The organism is Marinimicrobium hydrolyticum, from assembly GCF_030848505.1.
Taxonomy (GTDB): Bacteria; Pseudomonadota; Gammaproteobacteria; order Pseudomonadales; family Cellvibrionaceae; genus JAVDDU01.
The window spans coordinates 98,675-119,416 of record NZ_JAVDDU010000009.1 but is presented as its reverse complement, the minus strand read 5'-3'; the positions used below and the strand labels follow the sequence as shown (position 1 = coordinate 119,416).

Genomic DNA, 20,742 nt, shown 5'->3' with positions numbered 1-20,742 from the left:
GGGAGGTCTAACGACCTCCAAAAAGCACTGGCTTAAGCCTTTTCAAACCCGCTTCATATTGCTCATTGTCCAGGCCGCGCAGTGATAGCCAGTCCACCAGCAAGGCGTCCGGGTTGTCCTGCGTGGCTTGCCCCAGTCCCTTCTGTAGCAACTGCATTTGATAGTTCATGCGCGCCGGGCGTTCTTCTGCGGGCGACTCCACTCCGGCGAAAATATCGGCGCGGATGCACAATTCCTGCAGGCTTTGCACGCTGTTTTTTTGCACCTCTGGGGTTATCTGTGGCGCCGTGTTCAAGCGTTCGTGTAATAGCTCCCGGCTGTTGCCCGGCCATTGCTCGACTTCTTCCAGGGCGGTTTGTGCTTTGGTCAGCGCAGGCGCGGTATCTTTGCCTTGTAACACGGCGACTTCGGCCTGGTGCAGGGCGGCGTTGGCTTGATTCAATTTTTGCCATTGGCGCTCTTTAGCTTGAGCCCGCTCCTGATCCAGTTTTTGGTCGATGGAGCTTAGAAGTTTTTGCAGTTGGGTTTTTACCTTCGGCGCTTGGGCGCGGGGCAGTTGGGTGAGCCCGTCGAATTCCGCTTTTAGCGTGCGGATGGTGTCCCGCTCACGGCGCAATTCGGCTGCGTCCTGTTCGAGCAGTGATTCCAAGCGGGTGACAATGGACTGAGCCTGCTCAAGCTGCTCTTGGCGCACTTGATCCGCCGCGGCGTGCTCTTCCTGGCGGCGGGCGAAAATGGCGTCGCAGTGCTGGCGAAAGGTTTTCCACAGCTGGGTGTCGTCACGGGGACGGCATTTGCCAATGTCCTTCCACCGTGATTGCAGCTGCTTGGCGCCTTCGATGGCCGCATTCAGGTCATCTTGCTGGGCTAACTGTTGTGCCTGTGCCACTAATTGTTCCTTGGCGGACTTGTTGCGGTCGTAGGCTTCTGTCAGCTTGCCGTGCAGTTGGTCCATGAGCGGTTCAAAACGCGCTTCCTGGGCTTTGGCGGCTTGGCGGGGTACGGGCCAGTAACGGCGCCACTCCTCTCTTGCTTGCTTAAAGGTGCGTTCCACATCCTTCCAAATCGGATTGTCCCAGTCGTAACCGTCTAAGTAGGTTTGTAGCTGTTCAATGAGCTGGTCCCGATGCGCTTGGTTTTCTTCACGCTCCTTTGCCTGAGCTTCAAAAAATTCCCGGCAAGGTGCAAACGCTTTTTTTGAGGCCGCCTGAAATTGCTGCCACAGTTCTTCGTCCGCGTGGGGTACGCCTTTACTGAGTTGCTTCCAGTCGTCCTGCAAATCGTGAATTTTGCGCGCCAGATCGTCCGGCGCCAAGGTGCTCTCGGTGAGCTGCTGCATCTGTTCAATGAGTGCGTGTTTTTTGGGTGTGACGGCGAATTCGTGCCAGTCACTTAACCGTTCAACGGCTTCATCCAGTTTTTCCAATTGAGCGCTGAGGTGGCTGGGCAAGTCGCTCACGGTGGCGCGCTGTTCCAAACTGGCGTGATGAATCCCGCGCGCTTGGCGTACTCGGCCACCGTTAGCAGCGGCCAAGCCGCGCCGTGCCAGTTGCTCCAGCTCGCGCAACTGCTGGCGCTTGGCACGGCCAGCTTCCTTGGCGCTGGCTTCGCGCTGCTCCAACACGCCACTCGCCATTTGTACGGACTCTGGCAAAGGCGCTTCTAAACTTCGGCTAGCGTGGAGCGCGCGCCGCAGTGTCTTTTTTTCGTGCTCGTCGGCGCCGGGTTCTGTCTTGGCTAGTGCTTCGGTGAGTGTCGTTAAAGTGCCGTGTTCACGCATCAGCTCCAACAGTTGCTCAGCGCTGACAATTAGGGCTTGAAGCGATTCCCGCTCCGGCTTTGGAAGTTCAGTCAGAGTTTCAACTTGCTGTTGCAAGGTTTGGATCTGTGCTGGAAAAATTTCTCCGCTTAACGCTTCCTGATCGGCGTCATACAGTGAACGCAGTAGAGTATTGGCCTGGTTTTTGGCAGCGCGTGCGGTCTTTTTCCGCTCCTCCCGCAGGGCCTCTTGGGCTTGTTGTTCGGCGTGAGCTTCAGCGGCGGCGCGCAGGGGTGCCTGGCATTCACTTAGGGCGTCACGGTATTGGTTGTGCAGTTCGGGCGGTAACTCTTGAGCCAGAGCTTGCCAGTCTTGTTCCAGCTTCTCGAGTTTCGCAGCGTACAACGGGTCGCTGGGCACTCGGGCCAGCTGCTGCAGTTTTTCGCAGATCACTCGGCCTTGGGCTTCCCGCTCCGCCTGGCGTGCGTCCTCGGCTTTAAACTGATCCAGCTGCGTTTTGGCCAGCCGGTAAACGGTTTTGTCCCGTCCCTGGGCGGCTTGGCACAACTGCTCCAGCTCGGGCCGGGTGTGTAGTTTTTCCGCAGCCGCTTGGCGAATAGTAATCGTGGCGCCGTGAATGGCCAGGTGTAAAAATTCCGCCGGCTCGCTGATTTGCGCCAGCAATTGCTGGCTGGTGCGAACGGAGTAGCTGCCGATGGTGAGCCACAGTTGCGGGTCCGGCAGGTCCTGACGCAATTGCTGCAGAGACACCTGTTCGGATTCCAGTAACTCGCCCAGCCGTTTGCGCGCGGCTTGTTGCAGTCGACCGCTGCTGGAGTTTTGAGCCAGTTCCAACAGTGCCGGGCAATAATTTAACCGTGCGATCGCCGCTTCGCGCAGCGCTTCCTGAGCATCGCTTTGGGCCAGGGCCTGCAGTTCGGCCTCGGGTTTATCCACCAGTGTTTCGAGCTGGGATTCCAAGCTCGGTGGCTGACTTTTGGATTTGCGTAAACCTTTAAGAAATTTCATGGCCATTAATCAACTAAACCGTAGTCATCCCGTAACCGCTGGATGATTTCGTCTTTGGGGTTTTCCGGCAACACAAGCTTGGTGCCGAGTATTTTTTCCGCCATGCCCACATAGGTTTCCGAGACGGCCAGCAAGGCGTCTCTGGGCAGTAGGTTGTCGCGGGCCAGTGCTTCACGCTCGGGCATGCGGTCTTTGTTTAACAATATGTCCGGGTCCGGAAAGTGGTTTAACAAAAGCTGCCGGAAGGCCTCTTTGGATTGTTCGATGATTTTGCCTTGCCGGTGTGCGGGGCCGTCCCAAATACGGGAAGAGTCGGGCGTGCCCACTTCGTCCAGATAAATAAGTTTTTCCTGGCCTTGGGCATCGGTCACGTAGCCAAATTCAAATTTGGTATCGACAAATATTTGATCCAGCTTGGTCAGCTCCTGACTGATGGCGTTGAAGCCTTCTTTCAGCAGGGTTTCGTAGTGATTGATGTCCTCCGGCCGGGAGAAATTGAACGCTTGGTAATTCGCTTCAATATCAGCGCGGCTGATGTTCACATCGTCGGCTTCAGGTACGCCGGGGATGCCTTTCAAAATGCCTTTGGTGGAAGGTGTGATTAACAACTCCGGCAGGCGCTGATCTTTTTCCAAACCATCGGGTAGGGTGATGCCGCAGAACTCGCGCTCGCCTTTGCTGTAGGCGCGCCACATGGAGCCGGTGATGTATTGCCGGCAAATGGCTTCAATTTTGATGGGCCGGGCTTTTTGCACAATCCAAACCAGCGGGTGCGGCACATCCAGAATGTGGCTGTCCGCCAGCCCGTGCTGGCGGAACAAACTGAACCAGTGGTGGGAAATGGCGTTCAGAGCGGCGCCTTTGCCGGGCACACCGTTCAGGCCGCCTTCACCGCGCCAGATGCAATCAAAAGCGGAAATGCGGTCGCTGATCACCATGATCGCCAGGGGTGCATCGGCGGCCACTGGGTAGTGCCGTTCTTTGATCAGGCGCGCGCTGTCTTCCGGGGTCAACCAGTACACGGAGCGGACCTTGCCACTGTGCACCGGTTCGCGGGTCCGGATGGGAAGATCGTTGTTGGCCGCCAATACTTTGTCCGCAAGACTCATAGTCAGTGTCCGGTGGGTGTTAGAGACTGAAGGATAAGATAAATCCGGAAGGCTCCAGCGCGCTGGAGCTTGGGGTTTGTAAGGTCGAAATCATACCAGATACCAAGGCGGCTGCCAGCACTCGCTAGCAACCCTTAGGAGGACTCACGTAATTGCCCCAAAAGCACCTGAAACGGGTGCGGCAGTTTTACCTGGTCAATGCGCTGGGTTTGGCTGCGACAGGAGTAACCGCTGGCCGTCAGGCGCCCCTGTAACTTCGGATCATTAACCACCTGCGTCCAGGACTGGCTGTAAATGCGCTTCGACGTCTCCACATTGACCGTTTCATGCCCGTAAGTGCCGGCCATGCCGCAGCAGCCGGTGGCGATCACTTCCAGGTTCAGACCCAACTCAGCGAATACGGTTTGCCAGTCTTTGATGGAGCCGGCGGCGTTGGTTTTTTCCGTGCAGTGGGCAAGCAGGGAAAAGGTGCCAGCTTCAAAAGCTTCGGCATGATCGCGCAGAAACTCGGCCTGGGTGGCCAGCCATTCTTGCAGCAGAAGCACATGGGGCGCCTCGGCACCCAGCACTTTTTTGTACTCGGCGCGATAGGCCAGGGTCATGGACGGCTCCAGCCCCACCAGGGGTATACCTGATTGCGCGAGCTTTTCGAGCATGAGGGTATTCTTGGCCGCGGTGCGGGCAAAGGCTTTGAGAAAGCCGTGCACATGCAGGGGTTTGCCGTTGGGCTTGTAGGGCGCCAGCATGGGTGTGAAGCCCAGTTTCTGCAGCAGGGTGAGGCTGTCCAGCAACACTCGGGTTTCAAAGTAGCTGGTGAAAGCATCTTGCACCAGAATAACCGCACGCGCTTTTTCCTCGGCGCTGAGCGCGTCGATATTGGCGGGGTTGGCGTAGCGAATGCCACGCTCCATCAAAGCGGCATCAAGGGAGATGCCGGTTAGCAGAGGGCTGTCCACCATGCCTGCCACTTTGGCCAACAGCTTCTGCACGGGGCGCAGTTTCATGGGACCGTTGTATAGCCAGGGTACTCTGGCTAAAGCGGGCATCACGAACTCCAGCCCACCGATAAAATAGTCTTTGAGCGGGCGCAAGTAGCGGCCGTAGTACAACTCCAAAAATTTACTGCGAAACTCCGGTACGTCCACTTTAATGGGGCACTGACCAGTGCAGGACTTGCAGGCCAAGCAGCCCATCATGGACTCGTGCACTTCGTGGGAGAAGTCGTACTCGCCGCGCTTTTTCTGCCAGGTGTTTTTGATGCGCGTGGGCAGGCTGGAGAGAAAGCCTTTGGTGCGCAAGGTTTGCGTTTCCTCAACTACATTCACCTGGCGTTCACTCAACTGCTTGAGCCATTCGCGCATCAAAGAGGCGCGGCCTTTGGGGGAGTGGACGCGCTGCCGGGTGCCTTTCCATGAGGGGCACATGGCGTCGTTGGGATTCCAGTTGTAGCACAGGCCATTGCCGTTGCAGTGCATGCCCTCGCTGTAGGCTTCCCACACTTGCACCGGAATTTTCCGATCCTCCTGGCCACGCGTGGTGACGCCATCGATTTTCAACAGCTCCAGGTCGGCGGCAGGGGTGGCGATTTTGCCCGGGTTGAGTTGGTTGTGCGGATCAAACGCCGCCTTGATGCGCTGCAACTGCGGATACAGTTCGCCAAAAAATTTCGGTGCGTATTCCGCGCGCACACCTTTGCCGTGTTCGCCCCACAGCAGCCCGTGATACTTCTGGGTCAGGGCCACCACCTGATCGGTAATTTCCCGAATCAGCGGTTCCTGTTTGGGGTCTTTCATATCGATAGCGGGGCGCACGTGCAACACACCGGCGTCGGCGTGGCCGAACATGCCGTAGGTCATGTTGCGCTGATCCAGAATCTCACGAAACTCGGCGATAAAGTCGGCCAAATGCTCTGGCGGTACGGCGGTGTCCTCCACAAAAGGAATCGGACGCGCCTCGCCTTGAATATTCCCCAACAGGCCAACCGCCTTTTTGCGCATGGCCCAGATTTTGTTCACTGCGTCAGTGCCCCACGCGAGGCTATAGCCCATACGGCCACTGTCTGAACCTTCGTCATCCAGGCGTTGCGTGAGTTTTTGTACCTCGGCGATCAGCTCTTCTTCACTGTCCGCGGTGTACTCCACGAGGTTTATGCCTTGGATTTTTTCACCGTTTTCCGGCTGCGGGAAAAACTCCGCTACGCTGTGCCAGACGATATCGCCCATCGCCAGATTGAGCACCTTGGAATCCACGGTTTCGATGGACGTGGGGTCGGCTTTCATCAGGCGGGTGGCGTCCCGCAGCGCCGCGTTGAAGTCCCGGTAGTTGACGTTCACCAGTGCGGACACTTTGGGAATGGGCAGGAGGTTGAGTTTGGCTTCAGCCACAAAACCCAGGGTACCTTCGGCGCCGCACAGGACGCTGTTGAGATCGAACAACCCTTCAGCGGTCCGCAGATGCGCCAGGTCATAGCCGGTCAAGCAGCGGTTGAGTTTTGGGAAGGTGGCGGCGATCTGGTCGGCGTGATCACGCTGCACCTGATCCAGTAGTCGGTGCACGGCGCCCACCCGGTCTTCGCGCTGGCTGATGTCCGCCAACTCCACGTCTGTGACCGGCTGTGAGGTCCAGTCGCTGCCGTCCAGTAAGATGGTGCGCAATTCCAGCACATGATCGCGGGTTTTGCCGTACCGGCAGGAGCCCTGGCCCGAGGCGTCAGTGTTGATCATGCCGCCAATAGTGGCGCGGTTGCTGGTAGAAAGATCCGGCGCGAAAAACAACCCGTGCGGTTTAAGAGCGGCATTGAGCTGATCTTTCACCACGCCACACTGGACCCGCGCCCAGCGCTCTTCCACATTGATTTCCAGGATCTCATTCATGTGCCGGGAGGTGTCCACCACCAGACCGTCAGTGAGCGACTGACCGTTGGTGCCGGTGCCGCCGCCGCGGGGGCTGAGCACTATGTCGCGATACTCCTGCCGATGGCCCAGTTGGGCGATCAGGATCAGATCCTCCACTGTACGGGGATAAATAACCCCCTGGGGCAGCACCTGATAGATGGAGTTATCCGTGGCCAGCACTGTTCGGTTGGCGTAGTCCGGGTTGAGGTCGCCCGCAAAGCCGGATTGACGCAGGGCGTCGATAAAAGCCAAGTACTGAGCTTGAACGGGGGATGTGTGACGAATGCTGGGAATCATGAACTGCCGACAACTCGATGAGTGGAGGGGCCATTTTACGGGTTTGTCGCCCTCACCTCTAGCAGAGTATTGAAAAACTCTCTCGGCGCCGGCGGTCTCCCGCCAGTCGAGCGTGGCCGCTACTGCGTTAACAGTGGGCCACGCGGCTAGCGGTGTTTAGCCCGCGGCGTAGTGACGGGCTAAAATAACCCAGATAGCCAATAGCAGTAGATTGCTGAGTAAAAAGGCTGCGAGCCGGTGCATTACGTTGTTGTAGCTCAGGTGAATAACGCTGTGTGCTAGCCGAGTGAGAACGTAAGCCCAGGCGAGCCCCAATAGGGTGCCGGACTGCGCGCCCAGCACCAGAGCCGTGATGCAGGCGATATAGAAGATCAGGGGCACTTCAAACAAGTTGCTGTAGTGGCGCGATGCGGCGGCCATACGCGCTGGGGGCTCGGCGCCCGCATAAACCCGAAAATAGCCAATCGACACCTCTCGGCGGCGCACGGCCAGCACCCGCAGGGTCAGTAAATAGACTGACACCAAAAAGGTTAGCGCCATAAGGCTAAGCATGGGGTAAAGCATGGATTAATCTCCTTTTAGCTCAGAAGTGGAACTGCTGTTAGAATACAGCCCCTTTAAGCCCGGTCGCGGTAGCGGACGGGGCGGAGCCGAGGCCGGCGGAGCCATTGTGTTCGCCGTCACAAGATCTGGAATAGGACTTTACATGATTATCAAGCCAAAAGTACGTGGGTTTATCTGTACCAACTCCCATCCCGAAGGGTGCGCGGCCAATGTGCGCGAGCAGATTGAGTACACCAAGCAGCAGGGCGCGCTCGCCAAGGGCCCCAAAAATGTGCTGGTTCTGGGTTGCTCCACTGGCTATGGCCTCTCCAGCCGAATCACGGCGGCCTTCGGCTCTGGTGCCGCTACGTTGGGTGTGTGCTTCGAAAAGCCGCCCACCGAGCGCAAAACCGCCTCCGCTGGCTACTACAACACCGTCGCCTTTCAGGAAGCCGCTCAAGCGGAGGGCCTGTTCGCTCACAGCATTAACGGCGATGCCTTCTCTAACGAGTGCAAGCAGCAGGTGATCGATACCTTAAAGGCCCACATGGGCAAGGTGGACCTGATCGTATACAGCCTAGCCGCACCGCGCCGCACCGATCCTAAAACCGGCGAAGTGTACAGCTCGGTACTGAAGCCCATTGGCAAGCACTACACCACCAAAGGGCTGAACACCGATACGCTGAAAATCAATGAAGTGAGCATTGAGCCGGCCACCGAGGAAGAGATTGCCAACACCGTTAAAGTCATGGGCGGTGAAGATTGGGAGTTGTGGATTGAGGCTTTGGCCGAGGCCGATCTGCTGGCCGAGGGCTGCCAGACCACCGCGTACACCTACCTGGGCGACAAGCTCACCTGGCCCATCTACGGCAAGGCTACGATTGGTAAGGCGAAGGAAGATCTGGACCGCGCCGCGAAAGCGTTGAACGAGAAACTGGCCGGCGTCAACGGCCGGGCAATGGTCTCGGTGCTCAAGGCGGTGGTGACTCAGGCCAGCTCTGCCATCCCGGTAATGCCGCTGTATTTGTCCATCCTGTTTAAGGTAATGAAAGAGCGCGGAACCCATGAGGGCTGTATTGAACAGATTCAGCGCTTGTTCGTGGAGTGCTTGTACAGCGCCAACCCCCGTTTGGATGCCGACGGTCGGGCGCGCGTGGATAATTTCGAGCTTGAGCCCAGTGTACAGGCGGAAGTGGAAGAGATTTGGGCTCAGGTGACCGAGGAAAACCTGTTCCAAATCACGGACTATAAAGGGCATCACGAGGACTTTTTGAAGCTGTTTGGATTTGGGGTAGAGGGTGTCGATTACGACGCGGACATCAGCCCCCTGGTGAAGACCGAGTTCTAAAATGGACTTTGACGGGGAATGGGTATGGGTCCCTTAAAAGGTGCCTTGAGCCTTGTGCTCTATTCGGTGGCGACAGTGGTGACCTTTACACTGCTGTTGCCTCTGGCGCTGCTTAAGTTTCTGGTGCCGCCCTGGCGGGCGGCCATCGGCCGGCGCGCGGACGCACTTGCCAGTGCCTGGATTGACTTCAGTAATTTCCACCAGCGTCAGATTACCGGTACCGAACTTCAGATTGAGGGTGACCTGTCATCCCTGAGTCGGGAGCAGTGGTACCTGCTGATCTGCAATCACCAGTCTTGGGTCGATATTCTGATTTTGATCCGGCTGTTCAACGGTCGTATTCCCTACGTAAAGTTTTTCTTCAAAAAGCAATTGTTGTGGGTCCCCTTGTTCGGGCTCGCCCTGTGGGTGCTGGACTTCCCCATGATGCGTCGCCACAGCCGCACGCAGCTCAAGCGCAATCCCGGTCTGCGCGAGCAGGATATGGAGCAAACCCGCCGAGCCTGCCAGGTCTACCGCTACAATCCGGTCACCGTGGTGACCTTTCCGGAGGGGACCCGTTTTCGACCAGCGAAGCATAAAGCGCAAGGAGAGGTGTATCGGCACCTGTTACGTCCCCACGCGGGCGGCATGGCTTTTAGTTTGTCGGCCATGGAAGGGCGCCTGCGGAAAATGGTCGACGTAACCATTAATTATCCCGACGGCGTGCCCAGCTTTTGGGACTACTCTTGCGGTCGGGTGCGGCGCGTGCAGTTACGCGTGGTTCAGCGTACCTTGACTGAAGATCTATTGGGCGATTATCAGCACGACAGGGAATTTCGCATGCACTTTCAGAGTTGGGTCAATGATATTTGGCGGGAAAAAGATGCCTGGCTCGATTCCATGCGCGAGCGTGAACAGGGGCGTGAGTCATAATGGCGCGCTCTGCATACCCCCGAACCCATGCGCTTAGCGCCTGCTATAATGCCGATCCATTTTGCGCTGCTACAAGGCTGACTCTCTGATTTATGTCTGACTCCCGCGTCCCCCGTCATTTGCTTGCTCCGCGCCATTGGCCCGCCTGGCTGTTGGCGGGTCTTTGGTATTTGCTCGCGCAGTTGCCTTACCGTTTACAGTGGTGGCTGGCGCGAATCCTGGCGCCGCTGTTGAAACTGAATAAAAAGCGTTTACACCAAGCTCAGCGCAATTTGGAGCTGTGCTTTCCGGAGTTGACCGACGCCGAGCGAGACAAACTTCTAAAGGAGAACATGGCCTCCACAGCCATGGCGCTGTTCGAAACTGGGATTGCCTGGTTCTGGCCCAAGTGGCGCTTGCGGCGCCTGTACACTGTCAAAGGGCTGGAATATTTGGACGAGACTCGGCGAGAAGGGCAGGGGGTGCTGTTGTTGAGTATGCACTTCACGACGCTGGATATTGGCTGTGCCATGCTGGGTGAGTATATAAATTACGATGGAATGTACCGCCCGCACAGTAATCCGGTTTACGACTACCTGCAAAAAATGCGGCGGCGCGCCTATGCGCCCGGTGGCGTGACAATCCCCCGCGACAGTGTGCGCACCCTGATTAGTCGGTTGCGCCAGGGGCGGATTATTTGGTACGCCCCGGACCGGGATCTGGGCCCCAAGAACAGTGTTTTCGTGCCGTTTTTTGGCGTCAAGGCGGCGACCTTATCCGCCACCGGCAAACTGGCTCAGATGGGACGCGCCCAGGTGATTCCCTACACTCAGTGGCGCTTGCCGGGTGGTCGCGGTTATGAGTTGGTGGTGCACCCACCGTTTGAAAATTATCCCACCGGGGATGAGTACGAAGATGCCCGGCGCGTAAACGCTTTCATGGAGCAGGAAGTGTCGCGCTGTCCGGAACAATACTTTTGGGCGCAGCCCCGCTTTAAAACCCGCCCGCCAGGGGAAGAGCCCATTTACTGAGCTCTTCTAGGCTTCGGCAACGGCGCCTTTGTTATAGCCTTCGAACGCCTTAACGCGAATTTTGCTGTGGGGATACTCATCGCTCAGCTGCTTGGCAATGTGTTGGGCGAGGCATTCCACCGTGGTGTCGGTATCAATCAGTTCGCAGCACCGCTGAGGTAGGCTAAGCTCAAAATACCCCTGCTCGGACGTGTAGGCAAAGCGGTAATAGTCGTGACCGCCGCTTTGAAACTCTTCTTTCATATCCTGCCGGGTACCCAGGTAAACGTCCCGCCAGCGATTGGCCCACTCATTCTCAAGTGATTCCGAGGGCAGATCGTCCGCCCAAATAGCGATGCGTGAACGGTGCCCGTGCGCGATGCGCTGGCAGTTGCCCGCGTGTTTTTTCAAGCCGTGGCTGTAGTGGTAAAACGCGGTATCGATGAACTCTGGGTTGAAGCTCACCTGTAAACCGTCAATTTCCGGAAACAGGTCTTTTAATTGTTGCTCACACCAGCGCGCCACACTCTCGCGAGTGAGCTCTTCGGCATCCACCAGCGCCAATGCCTCACGTGGCGCCACGCAGTGCACAAACTCTTCATTAATGCCGAAGCGCCAGCGCAACTCTACATTGTCGCCTTTTTCGGTAAGGGTAAGATTGTGAGAGCGGCTGGGGACGAGCAAGCGATGATCCAACTCCTTATCCAACCATTCGCGCAGGCGCTTTTTGACGATGCCAAAGTCACACACCATACCTTGATCGTCCAGGTCGCCCTGCAGCTGCACGTTGGCGAGCCAGGTTTCCCCCAAAAGGCCACGGCGCTCTTCCAGGAAGCTGAAATCCACGTTGGTCAGGTTATCGACGAACAGTAACATACCGGCCTCGTTTGTGAGCAAAGCACTCATGATACCAGTATCAGCACTGGCATTCAGCCGTAACTAAAGCTTGGATATGCGGAAAATCAGATGGCGAAGACGAGAGGAGCAGTTGCGGGGGAGTCCGGGGCGTGGTGCCCCGGACAATCGTACTTCTACAGGTCATTAGTACAGATAAACGGCGCCAGAATAGTTCGCGCTGCGGTTGTTCCGGTTGCCGTTGATACCCGTGGCATTACTTTTTTCCCGATGGGCGCCGATGGCAAGCGTATCACCAGTGGTGGAAATGCCCACCGAGATACCAAAGTTGTCGGCCAAACCGGTATTGGGTGCCTTAATGTAGGCGTCTTGCTGCCAGCTGCCATCGTTGAGGCTAAACAAATAGGCCGATCCGGAATTGTTACGCTCCTGGTCGGTTTCGTCACCGTTGATTCCTGTTGCGTTGCCATTTTCTCTCCAGGCGCCAACCAGCAACTCCTGGCCATCGCCTGACAGTGCCAGGCTGCGCCCAAATTGTATGCCTGTACTGCTGTTGGAGGCTTTGAGGTAGGCCGTTTGACTCCAGCGGCTGTTGCTGCGTCTAAATATGTAAGCGGCACCGCTGTTCAAGGCCAAAGTCTCAATGCGGCGTCGATCGTAGTCTTCCGGGTCGGCATTGGCACCCGTGGCCAGGCTCAAATCTCCCGGTGCGCCTACGGCCAGGGTCCGACCGTCGGCAGAGAGGGAAATGCTGCGACCAAAGTGCTTGCGCACGGAGGTCGGGAAGCCGGAATAGGTGTGTCCGGGTTTGACGTACGCCTGCTGGCTCCAAGTGCCATCGCTGCGAGTGAACACATAGACTGCACCGGTACCAGGCGCGCGGTTGTTGGCCTGATCACCGCCGATGCCAGTGGCAAGGCTGGCTTCATCAATTGCGCCTACCGCCAGGGTGTTACCGTTCTCCGAGAGTGCCAGGCTCCAGCCAAACAAATCGAGACGATCGGTATTGGAGGCTTTAACGTACGCTTGTTGGGACCAGTTGTTCTCACCCCCTTGGGTAAAAACGTAGACCGCTCCCGAGGCGGGCGCTTCCCGATTGCTCTGGTTGCCGCCAATGCCGCGTGCGGCGCTGGTTTCGCCGATGGCGCCCACGGCCAGGGTCAGGCCGTCGCCGGACAGCTTCACGCTGTGACCAAAGCGGAAGCCGACGTTGGCCGGCACCGTAGTGTCTTCGGCTTCAGTCTCGCTACCGTTTTCTTCTTCATCATCATCTTCGCCCGGGGCGGCGGCGGTGTTTGAGGGCTTGATGTAAGCCGTTTGAGTCCAGTCGCCGTCAGCGCGGGCAAAGGTGTACACGGCGCCTGAATCGGTGCCGCGGTTGTTGTCCTGATTGCCATTGATACCGCTGGCGTTGCTGTCTTCCCGAATGGCGCCTACCGCCATCACATTACCGTCATCGGACAATGAGACGCTGAAGCCGAAACGGTCATTGCGCCGGTCGGTATTGGAGGCTTTCACGTAAGCCTCCTGGGCCCACTGGCCATCCTCCAAGGTGAACACGTACACGGCGCCGGCGCCGAAAACGGAGTCGTCGTCTTGGTCGCCATTAATGCCCTGAGCATTGCTGGCTTCGCGGGGAGCGCCTACCGCCATGGTCTGTCCGTCGCCAGACAGGGCCAGGCTCCAGCCAAACCAGTCGTCGCGGCTGGCGTTGGAGGCCTTGAAGTAACCGATGCTATGCAGCATGACGTCGCTGGTGTAAGTGGTAGAAGACTCCTGGCAGTCGTCGTCGGCGTCACACGCCTCAACGATATAACGGGCGTTGGCCCAATCGTGCCGGTGTACGCTGATAGCGTCTTGCGCGCTCGGTTCAGTGAGGTCGTCACCGACTTGGGTGAAGCCGCTGCTGCCGTCTGGATCTTTCAACAATCGGTAGTGGGTGGCGCCGTCCACGGGTGTCCAGGAAAACTGTAGGACCTTGGGCTCAAGCGAATAGACATTTACGTCTGGCCACTCGGCATTCGTTTCAATTGGCTGCCAACTTTCACTGGGAGGGGGTGAAGAACTGTCCTCGGGCGGTGGTGTTTCGGCATCACTCTGCCCGCCGCCACAGGCGCTCAACAGTAAAATAGCGGAAAAAAGGGAGGTAAGACAGGCATGTTTGATCGGCCAGCCTTTGTTGTTATGGGTGATCATGCAGCGTTACACCTGAGGTTAGTCGTTGTAGCCCGCGATTCTGTTGGTCTGCGGGCGCTGTGTCAAATAATCTTGGCCCGCGCGGGGTTGGAGTAGAGAGGAGGTTGGACACGCCATTGGCCTCTAAAATTCCCTAGCTCAGCAAAGGAGTAAGAAAAACCTGTGCACTCCCGGCATTGGTCTACACTGAATCGCGCACCTCAGGCAAAACTGTATGGGATTGGGGAGAAAATCTGGATTTTGGCACATTCGACTCTTGTAGTTCTCGCCCGGCGGGGTAGACTGCGCGGCCGATCGACCTTCTGACTAATACTGTGGGAATGCGGGTTATGCCCCTCGACACTTTTGAACAACTTAATTTGACCAATCGCCTGGGTCAGCCAGTGGCATTGGGCATCAAATACCAGCCTGCGGTTAAACGCGATACCTTGTTTGTGCGCGCTCCGCAACAGCAAGCTTCCAGCTTCTTTGGTAAGAATGCCGACCAGTTTATTTTTCAGTTGTTGAGAGCTCTCCCACTGGTGCCCGAACGCCTGGATTTGATCGAGGTGCGCGGACCTGATGAGGCGCCGGAGTTCTGGCGGTGGCGTTTCAACTGGGTGGGCCGCTCGCCGCTCGCCCCGCGCAGCGAGCGGGTGAACAGCGCCGGAACCCAAGCGGCGCTGCTGTCTCTGCTTGAGGGGGAGACCCACGTCCAATCCATGGAGTCTCACGCTCGGCACCGTTAGTACTAGGCGCCTACCCGGGGGAGCGATGCTGGCTGTCGTGCCAGTAGTTCATCCCCACCCAACGCCCGCGCTCCGTCCCGCGTTTCATATAGTCGCCGCATCTTCCGGGCCGCTGCCACCATGCGGCTCAAGGCGGCCTCCGTTTCCGGCCAATTCCGGGTTTTCAATCCGCAGTCGGGATTGACCCACAGCCGTTCCACTGGCAAATCCCGCGCGGCTCTACTCAGCACTTCCACCATGGCGGTGATCTCCGGAATATTGGGGGAGTGGATGTCGTAGACGCCCGGCCCAATGTCGTTGGGGTAGTGAAAATCCTCAAAGGCTCGCAACAGCTCTCCGTGGGAGCGGGACGTCTCAATGGTAATAACGTCCGCATCCAACGCGGCTATCGCTTCAATAATGTCGTTGAACTCCGAATAACACATGTGGGTGTGGATTTGGGTGTCGTCCCGTACCCCGCTGGCACACAAGCGGAAGGCCTCCACGGCCCAATTCAGGTAGTGGCTGCGCGCCCTCCGACGCAGGGGCAAGCCCTCGCGCAGGGCTGGCTCGTCAATTTGGATGACGCGCGCACCGGCGCGTTCCAAATCCACCACTTCCTCCCGCAATGCCAACGCCAACTGCCGGGCGGTGATTTCCCGAGGTTGATCGTCGCGCACGAAAGACCAACACAGCATAGTGATTGGGCCGGTTAGCATGCCTTTAACCGGCAGCTGGGTTAGGGATTGAGCATAACGCCACCAGTCCAGCGTCATGGCGGCCGGTCGTGTCACGTCCCCGTAGATAATGGGCGGTTTCACGCAGCGGGAGCCGTAGCTCTGTACCCAGCCAAAACGCGTGAAGGCGTAGCCGTCCAACTGCTCGCCGAAATACTCCACCATGTCATTGCGTTCGGGCTCCCCGTGCACCAATACATCCAACCCCAACGCTTCTTGCTGCGCGATGGCATGGGCGATCTCCGCACGCATGCGCTGTTGGTATTCTTCCAGGGTACATTGGCCGGCTTTGTAATCCCGCCGGACCCGGCGAATGTCCGCCGTTTGGGGAAAGGACCCAATCGTAGTGGTAGGAAACAGGGGCAAGTTCAGCGCCGTTTGCTGTTGTTCGATTCGAGCTTCAAAGGGGCTGTGTCGCTGGGCGTCAGCGGGCGTGACGGCCGCCAACCGTGCTTGCACCTCTGGCTTGTGAATTCGGGCTGATTGGCGGCGGGTCTTTAAAGCCTGATCGCTCCTGGCGAGCGCCGTTTTGGCGCCGGCGCCGGCTCGGCCTTCCAGCAGCCGGGCCAAACTGAACACCTCCGTAAGCTTTTGAGTGGCAAATGCCAGTAGGCTTTTTAATTCCGGGTTCAGGGTTTCTTCCCGAGCCAGGTCCACGGGTACGTGCAGCAGTGAGCACGACGGCGCCAGCCAGAGCCGGTTACCCAGCCGTTCGCGAGCCTCGGCCAGTTGCGTAAGGGAGCGGCGCAGATCATGCCGCCAGATGTTGCGGCCGTCCACGACACCCAGCGACAACACCTTATGAGCGGGTAACCGGTCCAGCACCGGTGCCAATTGCTCCGGCGCTCGCACCAAATCAATGTGTATCCCCGCCACGGGCAGTGTCAGCGCTGTGGACAGGTTGTCCTCCAAGCCATCGAAATAGGTGGCCAGCAAGAGGTTCAGCTGGCGGTTCTGCAGGCGGTGATAGGCTCCCTCAAAAGCCTGTTGCCACTGTACCGGTAAGTCCAGGACCAGAATCGGTTCATCAATTTGCACCCAGGACGCGCCGGCATCCGCCAGCGACTGGAGCAGTTCCTGGTATGCGGGGAGCAGATTGTCCAACAGCGTCAGACGGTCAAACTCAGCGCCCGTTTCTTTGCCCAACCAGAGGTAACTCAGTGGCCCCAGAATGACTGGCTTGGCGGCGTAGCCCAGGGCCACAGCTTCCCGTGTTTCCTCGATAATCTGTTGGTAGCTAAGAGTAAAGTTCTGGTCCGGATGAAATTCCGGCACCAGGTAGTGGTAGTTGGTATCGAACCATTTGGTCATTTCGCTGGCGCTGGTGGCGTTGCCTGTGGGAGCGCGGCCACGGGCCATGCGAAACAGCGTGTCCAGGTCCACGTCCGTGTACGGCTCTTGCGCTGTTGCCTGTTCCTCCTCCCGGCGATGCCTCAAGGGCACATTCCCGAGTGTGGCGGACAGCGTGAGTACTTGGTCGTACCAGGCAAAATCGCCGGTGGCGACCCAGTCCAGCCCGGCCTGCTTTTGTAAACGCCAGTGCCGGTGGCGCAACTCCCGGCCAGTGTTTTGTAGGGCGATTTCGTCAATGTCGCCTTGCCAGTAGGCCTCCAGAGCTTTTTTCAGCTCTCGGTCCGCCCCTATGCGGGGAAAGCCGAGGCAGTGTGTGGTGATGGGGTGCATAAGATCTCCTGTCTTCGTAATCACGTTTGCACTAGTTCAAAAGGTGAGGACAGTGTGGCTTTGGTGGTAACATGAATCAAACTGATTGTGTTCAGGATTATCATGAATTAGATTAATGTTTTTCTTGGGGGTGCCACCATGCTGGAAATTCGACATTTGCGGACCCTGATCGCCCTGCGGGACACCGGCAGTTTGGTGGAGGCCGCCGACCGGGTCTGTGTTACCCAGTCGGCACTGTCCCATCAGTTGAAAGAGCTGGAGGCGCGTTTGGGGGGCGAGCTGTTTGTGCGCAAAAGTCGGCCACTGCGATTCAGCGAGGCGGGCAAGCGGCTTTTGCGTCTGGCGGAGGAAGTACTCAAGCAGATTGATACCGCCGAGCGGGATCTGCGCAAGCTGTTTCACGGTGAAGCCGGCCGACTGTACATGGCCATTGAGTGCCACAGTTGTTTTAACTGGCTGATGCCCACGGTCAATGAGTTTCGCAACCAATGGCCGGCGGTGGAGTTGGATTTTTCCGGCGGCTTTATGTTTGAACCACTACCGGCTCTGGTGCAGGGGGAGGTGGATCTGGTGGTTACCTCAGACCCTCAACCTCTGAAGGGTATCGAGTACGAGCCGTCGTTTAGTTATGAAATGCAAATTGCTTTGGCAAAGGATCACCCTTTGGCGAGTCGCGCCTATTTAAGGCCGGAGGATTTGCGCGATCAAACCATCATTACCTATCCCGTGGAGCGGGAGCGCTTGGATATTTTCCAGTATTTTTTGGATCCGGCGGGAATCAGCCCTGCCGCCGTGCGACAGTCGGAACTGACACTTATGATGGTGCAACTGGTGGCCAGTGGGCGAGGGGTGTGCGCTCTGCCAAACTGGGTGTTGGCGGAGTATGTGGATCAAGCGTTAATTTGCGTGCGTCCCGCCGGCCCGGACGGCGTTTGGCCACGCCTATACGCCGCCGTGCGGGAAGAGCAGTCCGGGCTGCCCTTTGTGCAGGATTTTTTGGCTTTGGTGCGTGCTCACTGCCTGAACAAATTGCCCGGTGTCAGGCCAGTTCAGAAGTGAGCACATTCCGCGCTTAGGTCAGAGCTTTCAGCGCTGTGTCGTAATTGGGTTCTTCGGAAATTTCCGAGACCAGTTGGTTGTAAAGCACCTTGCCCTGCTCGTCGATAATCACTACGGCGCGGGCATCCAGGCCAGTCAGTGGTCCGTCGACCATGCGTACCCCATAGTCTTCCGGGAAGGTGGAGCGAAACGCCGAGGCGGTAACGACCTGATCCAAGCCTTCAGCGCCACAAAAGCGGGCGAGGGCAAACGGAAGATCCTGAGAGACGCAAATAACGGCGGTGCTTTCCAGCTTGCTGGCCTCGGCGTTAAACTCGCGCACGGATTGTGCGCAGGTGGGGGTGTCAACGCTGGGGAAGATATTCAACACAATGCGTTTACCCTTGAAGTCACTCAGAGTTACTTCGGACAAATCGGAGATAACGAGCGTGAAATCCGGCGCTTGACTGCCGACGGAGGGAAGTTCGCCACTGGTCTGGAACGGATTTCCTTTCAATGTCACTGTTGCCATGTTGCGCTCCTGGGGGTGATGTAAGCAGGTTGCTTTCGAGTGTTTGGAAAGGATGTCCGGCGGTTGCCGCAGGCTATCCTTTCCTTTCGCTTTGATAGAATGAAGCTGTGTTTTGAAACATCCCGCTTCGATAGCGAAAACCAAAGATCAGGCCAATAGGGCCTTGGGGTTGGACATGGCGCAGTCTAACCCAGGCGGGCGCCCATGTGCACCCCGCAAACGCGGGCCAGTCATTCATCGTTCGGAATAATCATGACCGAGACTTCTAACAACATCTCCCGGTGGCAGCATTTTCTGAGTGGCCTGGAGCGCGCGGGCAACCGGCTGCCGGTTCCGGCCGTGCTGTTTATTTGGCTGTGTCTGTTTTTGGTGGTGCTCTCCTGGTTGTTTACGCTCATGGGTACCCAGGCGTATTTGCCGGGACGAGACGAGCCCGTAGTCGCCAGAAGTTTGTTAAGCCCCGAAGGGCTGCGCTGGATGTTAACCAACACTGTGGACAACTTTATTGGCTTTGCGCCGGTGGGCTCGGTGCTGGTGGTGATGTTGGGCATGGGGGTGGCGGAACATTCCGGGTTGCTCAAAGTGCTGCTGGAAAGGCTGGTGCTGGCGGCGCCGCGCGTTTTGCTGACCTGGGTGGTGGTGCTGGCCGGGATTCTATCCAATCTGGCCATGGACGCGGGTTACGTGGTGCTGATTCCTTTGGCGGCCATGTTGTTCGCCGTGGCGGGTCGGCCCGCCTTGGCCGGGGTTGCCGCCGCTTTTGCGGGCGTCTCCGCCGGATACAGCGCCAATCTGCTTCTGGGCCCAGTGGATGCCATAATGGCGGGCATGACCACGGAGGCGGCGGCTCTGGTGGCCGAGGGCTATCAGGTGGGCATCGCCAGCAACTATTACTTCGCCGCCGTATCGACGTTGTTGTTGAGCGGAATCGGTGTTTGGGTCACTGAGAAACTGGTGGTGCCTTACTTGGGCGCCGAGAACCAGAAGCCGGTTGATTCTATTGCGCCACTGTCAGCGGCCGATCGGCGCGGGTTATGGGCGGTGCTGGCCTGGACTCTGGTGCTCGGTCTGCTCCTGGCAGCGGGTTCGGCCACGGAGGGTGGCTGGCTGCGCGATCCGGAGCGGCCCGGTTTTTTAGCATCGGCCGTGCTGCAGAGTATTGTGGTGGTGATCGCCTTATACGCCGGAATCGCCGGCTGGCTGTTCGGGCGTGTCAGTGGTCGGTATCGGGACAGCCGGGCCGCGGTTCAAGGCATGGAAACGTCCATGAGCACCATGGCAACGTATTTGGTGCTGATGTTTTTCGCCGCCCAGTTTGTAAACTACTTTGCCTGGAGCCAGCTGGGAACGATTATGGCCGCTACCGGCGCCCAATTGCTGCAGGGCTTAGAGCTCAACCCGGGCTTGCTGTTGCTGTTGCTGGTGCTGATTACGGCGGTGATCAATTTGTTTGTGGGCAGTGCCTCGGCTAAATGGGCGTTGCTGGGGCCAGTGTTTGTACCCATGTTGTACTTGTTGGGTGTCAGCCCCGAAGCGACTCAAATGGCCTATCGGATCGGCGACAGCAGCACCAATATCATCACGCCACTGATGCCGTATTTTGGTGTAGTCATCGCCTTCGCGCAGCGCTATCGGTCGGATTTCGGCATAGGCACTTTGGTGGCCATGATGCTGCCGTACAGCCTGGCGTTTTTGGTGGCCTGGAGCGGTTTGCTAATCACTTGGTTTTGGTTGGGATGGCCCCTGGGGCCGGGGGCGCCCATGTTGCTTGGCTGAAACATTCGGTGTTGGCTACTCTTTCAACACGCGAGCGTTTTGCCCGCCGCGCCGGCTTGCATTAGCTGAGCAAACTACGGATAATGCCGGTCCGGCGGGAGCACTACCCGTCGAGCTGAAATGGTGGCCTTTCCGGTCCCCTCGCAATGATCAGCTGTGAACCCCGCCAGGCCCGGAAGGGAGCAACGGTAGCAGTCAGTCGTGTGCCGGGGTGTGGCTGGTTAGGTCGCCTCCATTCTTCCCCTTGAAGTCCTTTTGATCTGCTTTCGCCGCATCGCAGGCGGATGATTCCGTTGTCAGGTATAATCCCCTCACGTTCGATAACACCCCATCAG

14 protein-coding genes and 1 other RNA gene are annotated in these 20,742 nt (G+C 57.8%); 7 read left to right on the top strand and 8 right to left on the bottom strand.

Annotation, left to right across the window (positions count from 1 at the left end; translation table 11 throughout):
• Positions 1-7 precede the first annotated feature (7 nt).
• From RBH33_RS14720 to RBH33_RS14705, 4 genes are all read right to left on the bottom strand, one after another.
• Positions 8-2,788, bottom strand: coding sequence for a DUF349 domain-containing protein (locus RBH33_RS14720; RefSeq protein WP_306732976.1), 2,781 nt, complete (start codon positions 2,786-2,788; stop codon positions 8-10).
• A 5-nt stretch (positions 2,789-2,793) separates the two neighbouring features.
• Complete coding sequence (locus RBH33_RS14715) at positions 2,794-3,897, bottom strand: phosphoribosylaminoimidazolesuccinocarboxamide synthase (protein ID WP_306732975.1); 1,104 nt, start codon at positions 3,895-3,897, stop codon at positions 2,794-2,796.
• A gap of 134 nt (positions 3,898-4,031) precedes the next feature.
• Complete coding sequence (gene ydiJ, locus RBH33_RS14710) at positions 4,032-7,088, bottom strand: D-2-hydroxyglutarate dehydrogenase YdiJ (protein WP_306732974.1); 3,057 nt, start codon at positions 7,086-7,088, stop codon at positions 4,032-4,034.
• A 156-nt stretch (positions 7,089-7,244) separates the two neighbouring features.
• Complete coding sequence (locus tag RBH33_RS14705) at positions 7,245-7,652, bottom strand: MAPEG family protein (RefSeq protein WP_306732973.1); 408 nt, start codon at positions 7,650-7,652, stop codon at positions 7,245-7,247.
• Positions 7,653-7,794: 142 nt separating this feature from the next.
• On the opposite strand from RBH33_RS14705, the gene fabV reads away from it, so the two are divergent.
• From fabV to lpxL, 3 genes are all read left to right on the top strand, one after another.
• Positions 7,795-8,979 carry an enoyl-ACP reductase FabV gene (fabV, locus tag RBH33_RS14700; protein WP_306732972.1) on the top strand — a complete coding sequence of 395 codons (1,185 nt, stop codon included), beginning with the start codon at positions 7,795-7,797 and terminating at the stop codon, positions 8,977-8,979.
• A 24-nt stretch (positions 8,980-9,003) separates the two neighbouring features.
• On the top strand, positions 9,004-9,894 hold the full coding sequence (locus RBH33_RS14695; protein ID WP_306732971.1) for an acetyltransferase: 891 nt from the start codon (positions 9,004-9,006) through the stop codon (positions 9,892-9,894).
• A gap of 92 nt (positions 9,895-9,986) precedes the next feature.
• Positions 9,987-10,904 carry an LpxL/LpxP family Kdo(2)-lipid IV(A) lauroyl/palmitoleoyl acyltransferase gene (lpxL, locus tag RBH33_RS14690; RefSeq protein ID WP_306732970.1) on the top strand — a complete coding sequence of 306 codons (918 nt, stop codon included), beginning with the start codon at positions 9,987-9,989 and terminating at the stop codon, positions 10,902-10,904.
• Positions 10,905-10,910: 6 nt separating this feature from the next.
• On the opposite strand, the gene RBH33_RS14685 is transcribed toward lpxL, so the two are convergent.
• Positions 10,911-11,759, bottom strand: a complete 849-nt coding sequence (locus tag RBH33_RS14685; RefSeq protein ID WP_306732969.1) for a 6-pyruvoyl trahydropterin synthase family protein — start codon at positions 11,757-11,759, stop codon at positions 10,911-10,913.
• A gap of 165 nt (positions 11,760-11,924) precedes the next feature.
• Positions 11,925-13,934: an FG-GAP repeat protein gene (locus RBH33_RS14680; protein ID WP_306732968.1), complete on the bottom strand. Its 2,010-nt coding sequence runs from the start codon at positions 13,932-13,934 to the stop codon at positions 11,925-11,927.
• A 329-nt stretch (positions 13,935-14,263) separates the two neighbouring features.
• On the opposite strand from RBH33_RS14680, the gene RBH33_RS14675 reads away from it, so the two are divergent.
• Positions 14,264-14,662: a hypothetical protein gene (locus RBH33_RS14675; RefSeq protein ID WP_306732967.1), complete on the top strand. Its 399-nt coding sequence runs from the start codon at positions 14,264-14,266 to the stop codon at positions 14,660-14,662.
• A gap of 2 nt (positions 14,663-14,664) precedes the next feature.
• Here RBH33_RS14675 and metE read toward each other — a convergent pair whose 3' ends face one another.
• The gene (metE, locus tag RBH33_RS14670; protein ID WP_306732966.1) at positions 14,665-17,061 is read right to left on the bottom strand and encodes a 5-methyltetrahydropteroyltriglutamate--homocysteine S-methyltransferase; all 2,397 of its coding nucleotides are present in this window, start codon (positions 17,059-17,061) and stop codon (positions 14,665-14,667) included.
• A gap of 138 nt (positions 17,062-17,199) precedes the next feature.
• On the opposite strand from metE, the gene RBH33_RS14665 reads away from it, so the two are divergent.
• Positions 17,200-18,120 carry a LysR family transcriptional regulator gene (locus RBH33_RS14665; RefSeq protein WP_306732965.1) on the top strand — a complete coding sequence of 307 codons (921 nt, stop codon included), beginning with the start codon at positions 17,200-17,202 and terminating at the stop codon, positions 18,118-18,120.
• Between the two features lie 13 nt (positions 18,121-18,133).
• On the opposite strand, the gene tpx is transcribed toward RBH33_RS14665, so the two are convergent.
• Positions 18,134-18,631, bottom strand: a complete 498-nt coding sequence (tpx, locus tag RBH33_RS14660; protein WP_306732964.1) for a thiol peroxidase — start codon at positions 18,629-18,631, stop codon at positions 18,134-18,136.
• A 252-nt stretch (positions 18,632-18,883) separates the two neighbouring features.
• Between tpx and RBH33_RS14655 the strand changes: the two genes are divergently transcribed.
• Positions 18,884-20,407, top strand: coding sequence for an AbgT family transporter (locus tag RBH33_RS14655; protein ID WP_306732963.1), 1,524 nt, complete (start codon positions 18,884-18,886; stop codon positions 20,405-20,407).
• Positions 20,408-20,537: 130 nt separating this feature from the next.
• An RNA gene (gene ffs, locus RBH33_RS14650) (signal recognition particle sRNA small type) lies at positions 20,538-20,633 on the top strand.
• Positions 20,634-20,742 lie beyond the last annotated feature (109 nt).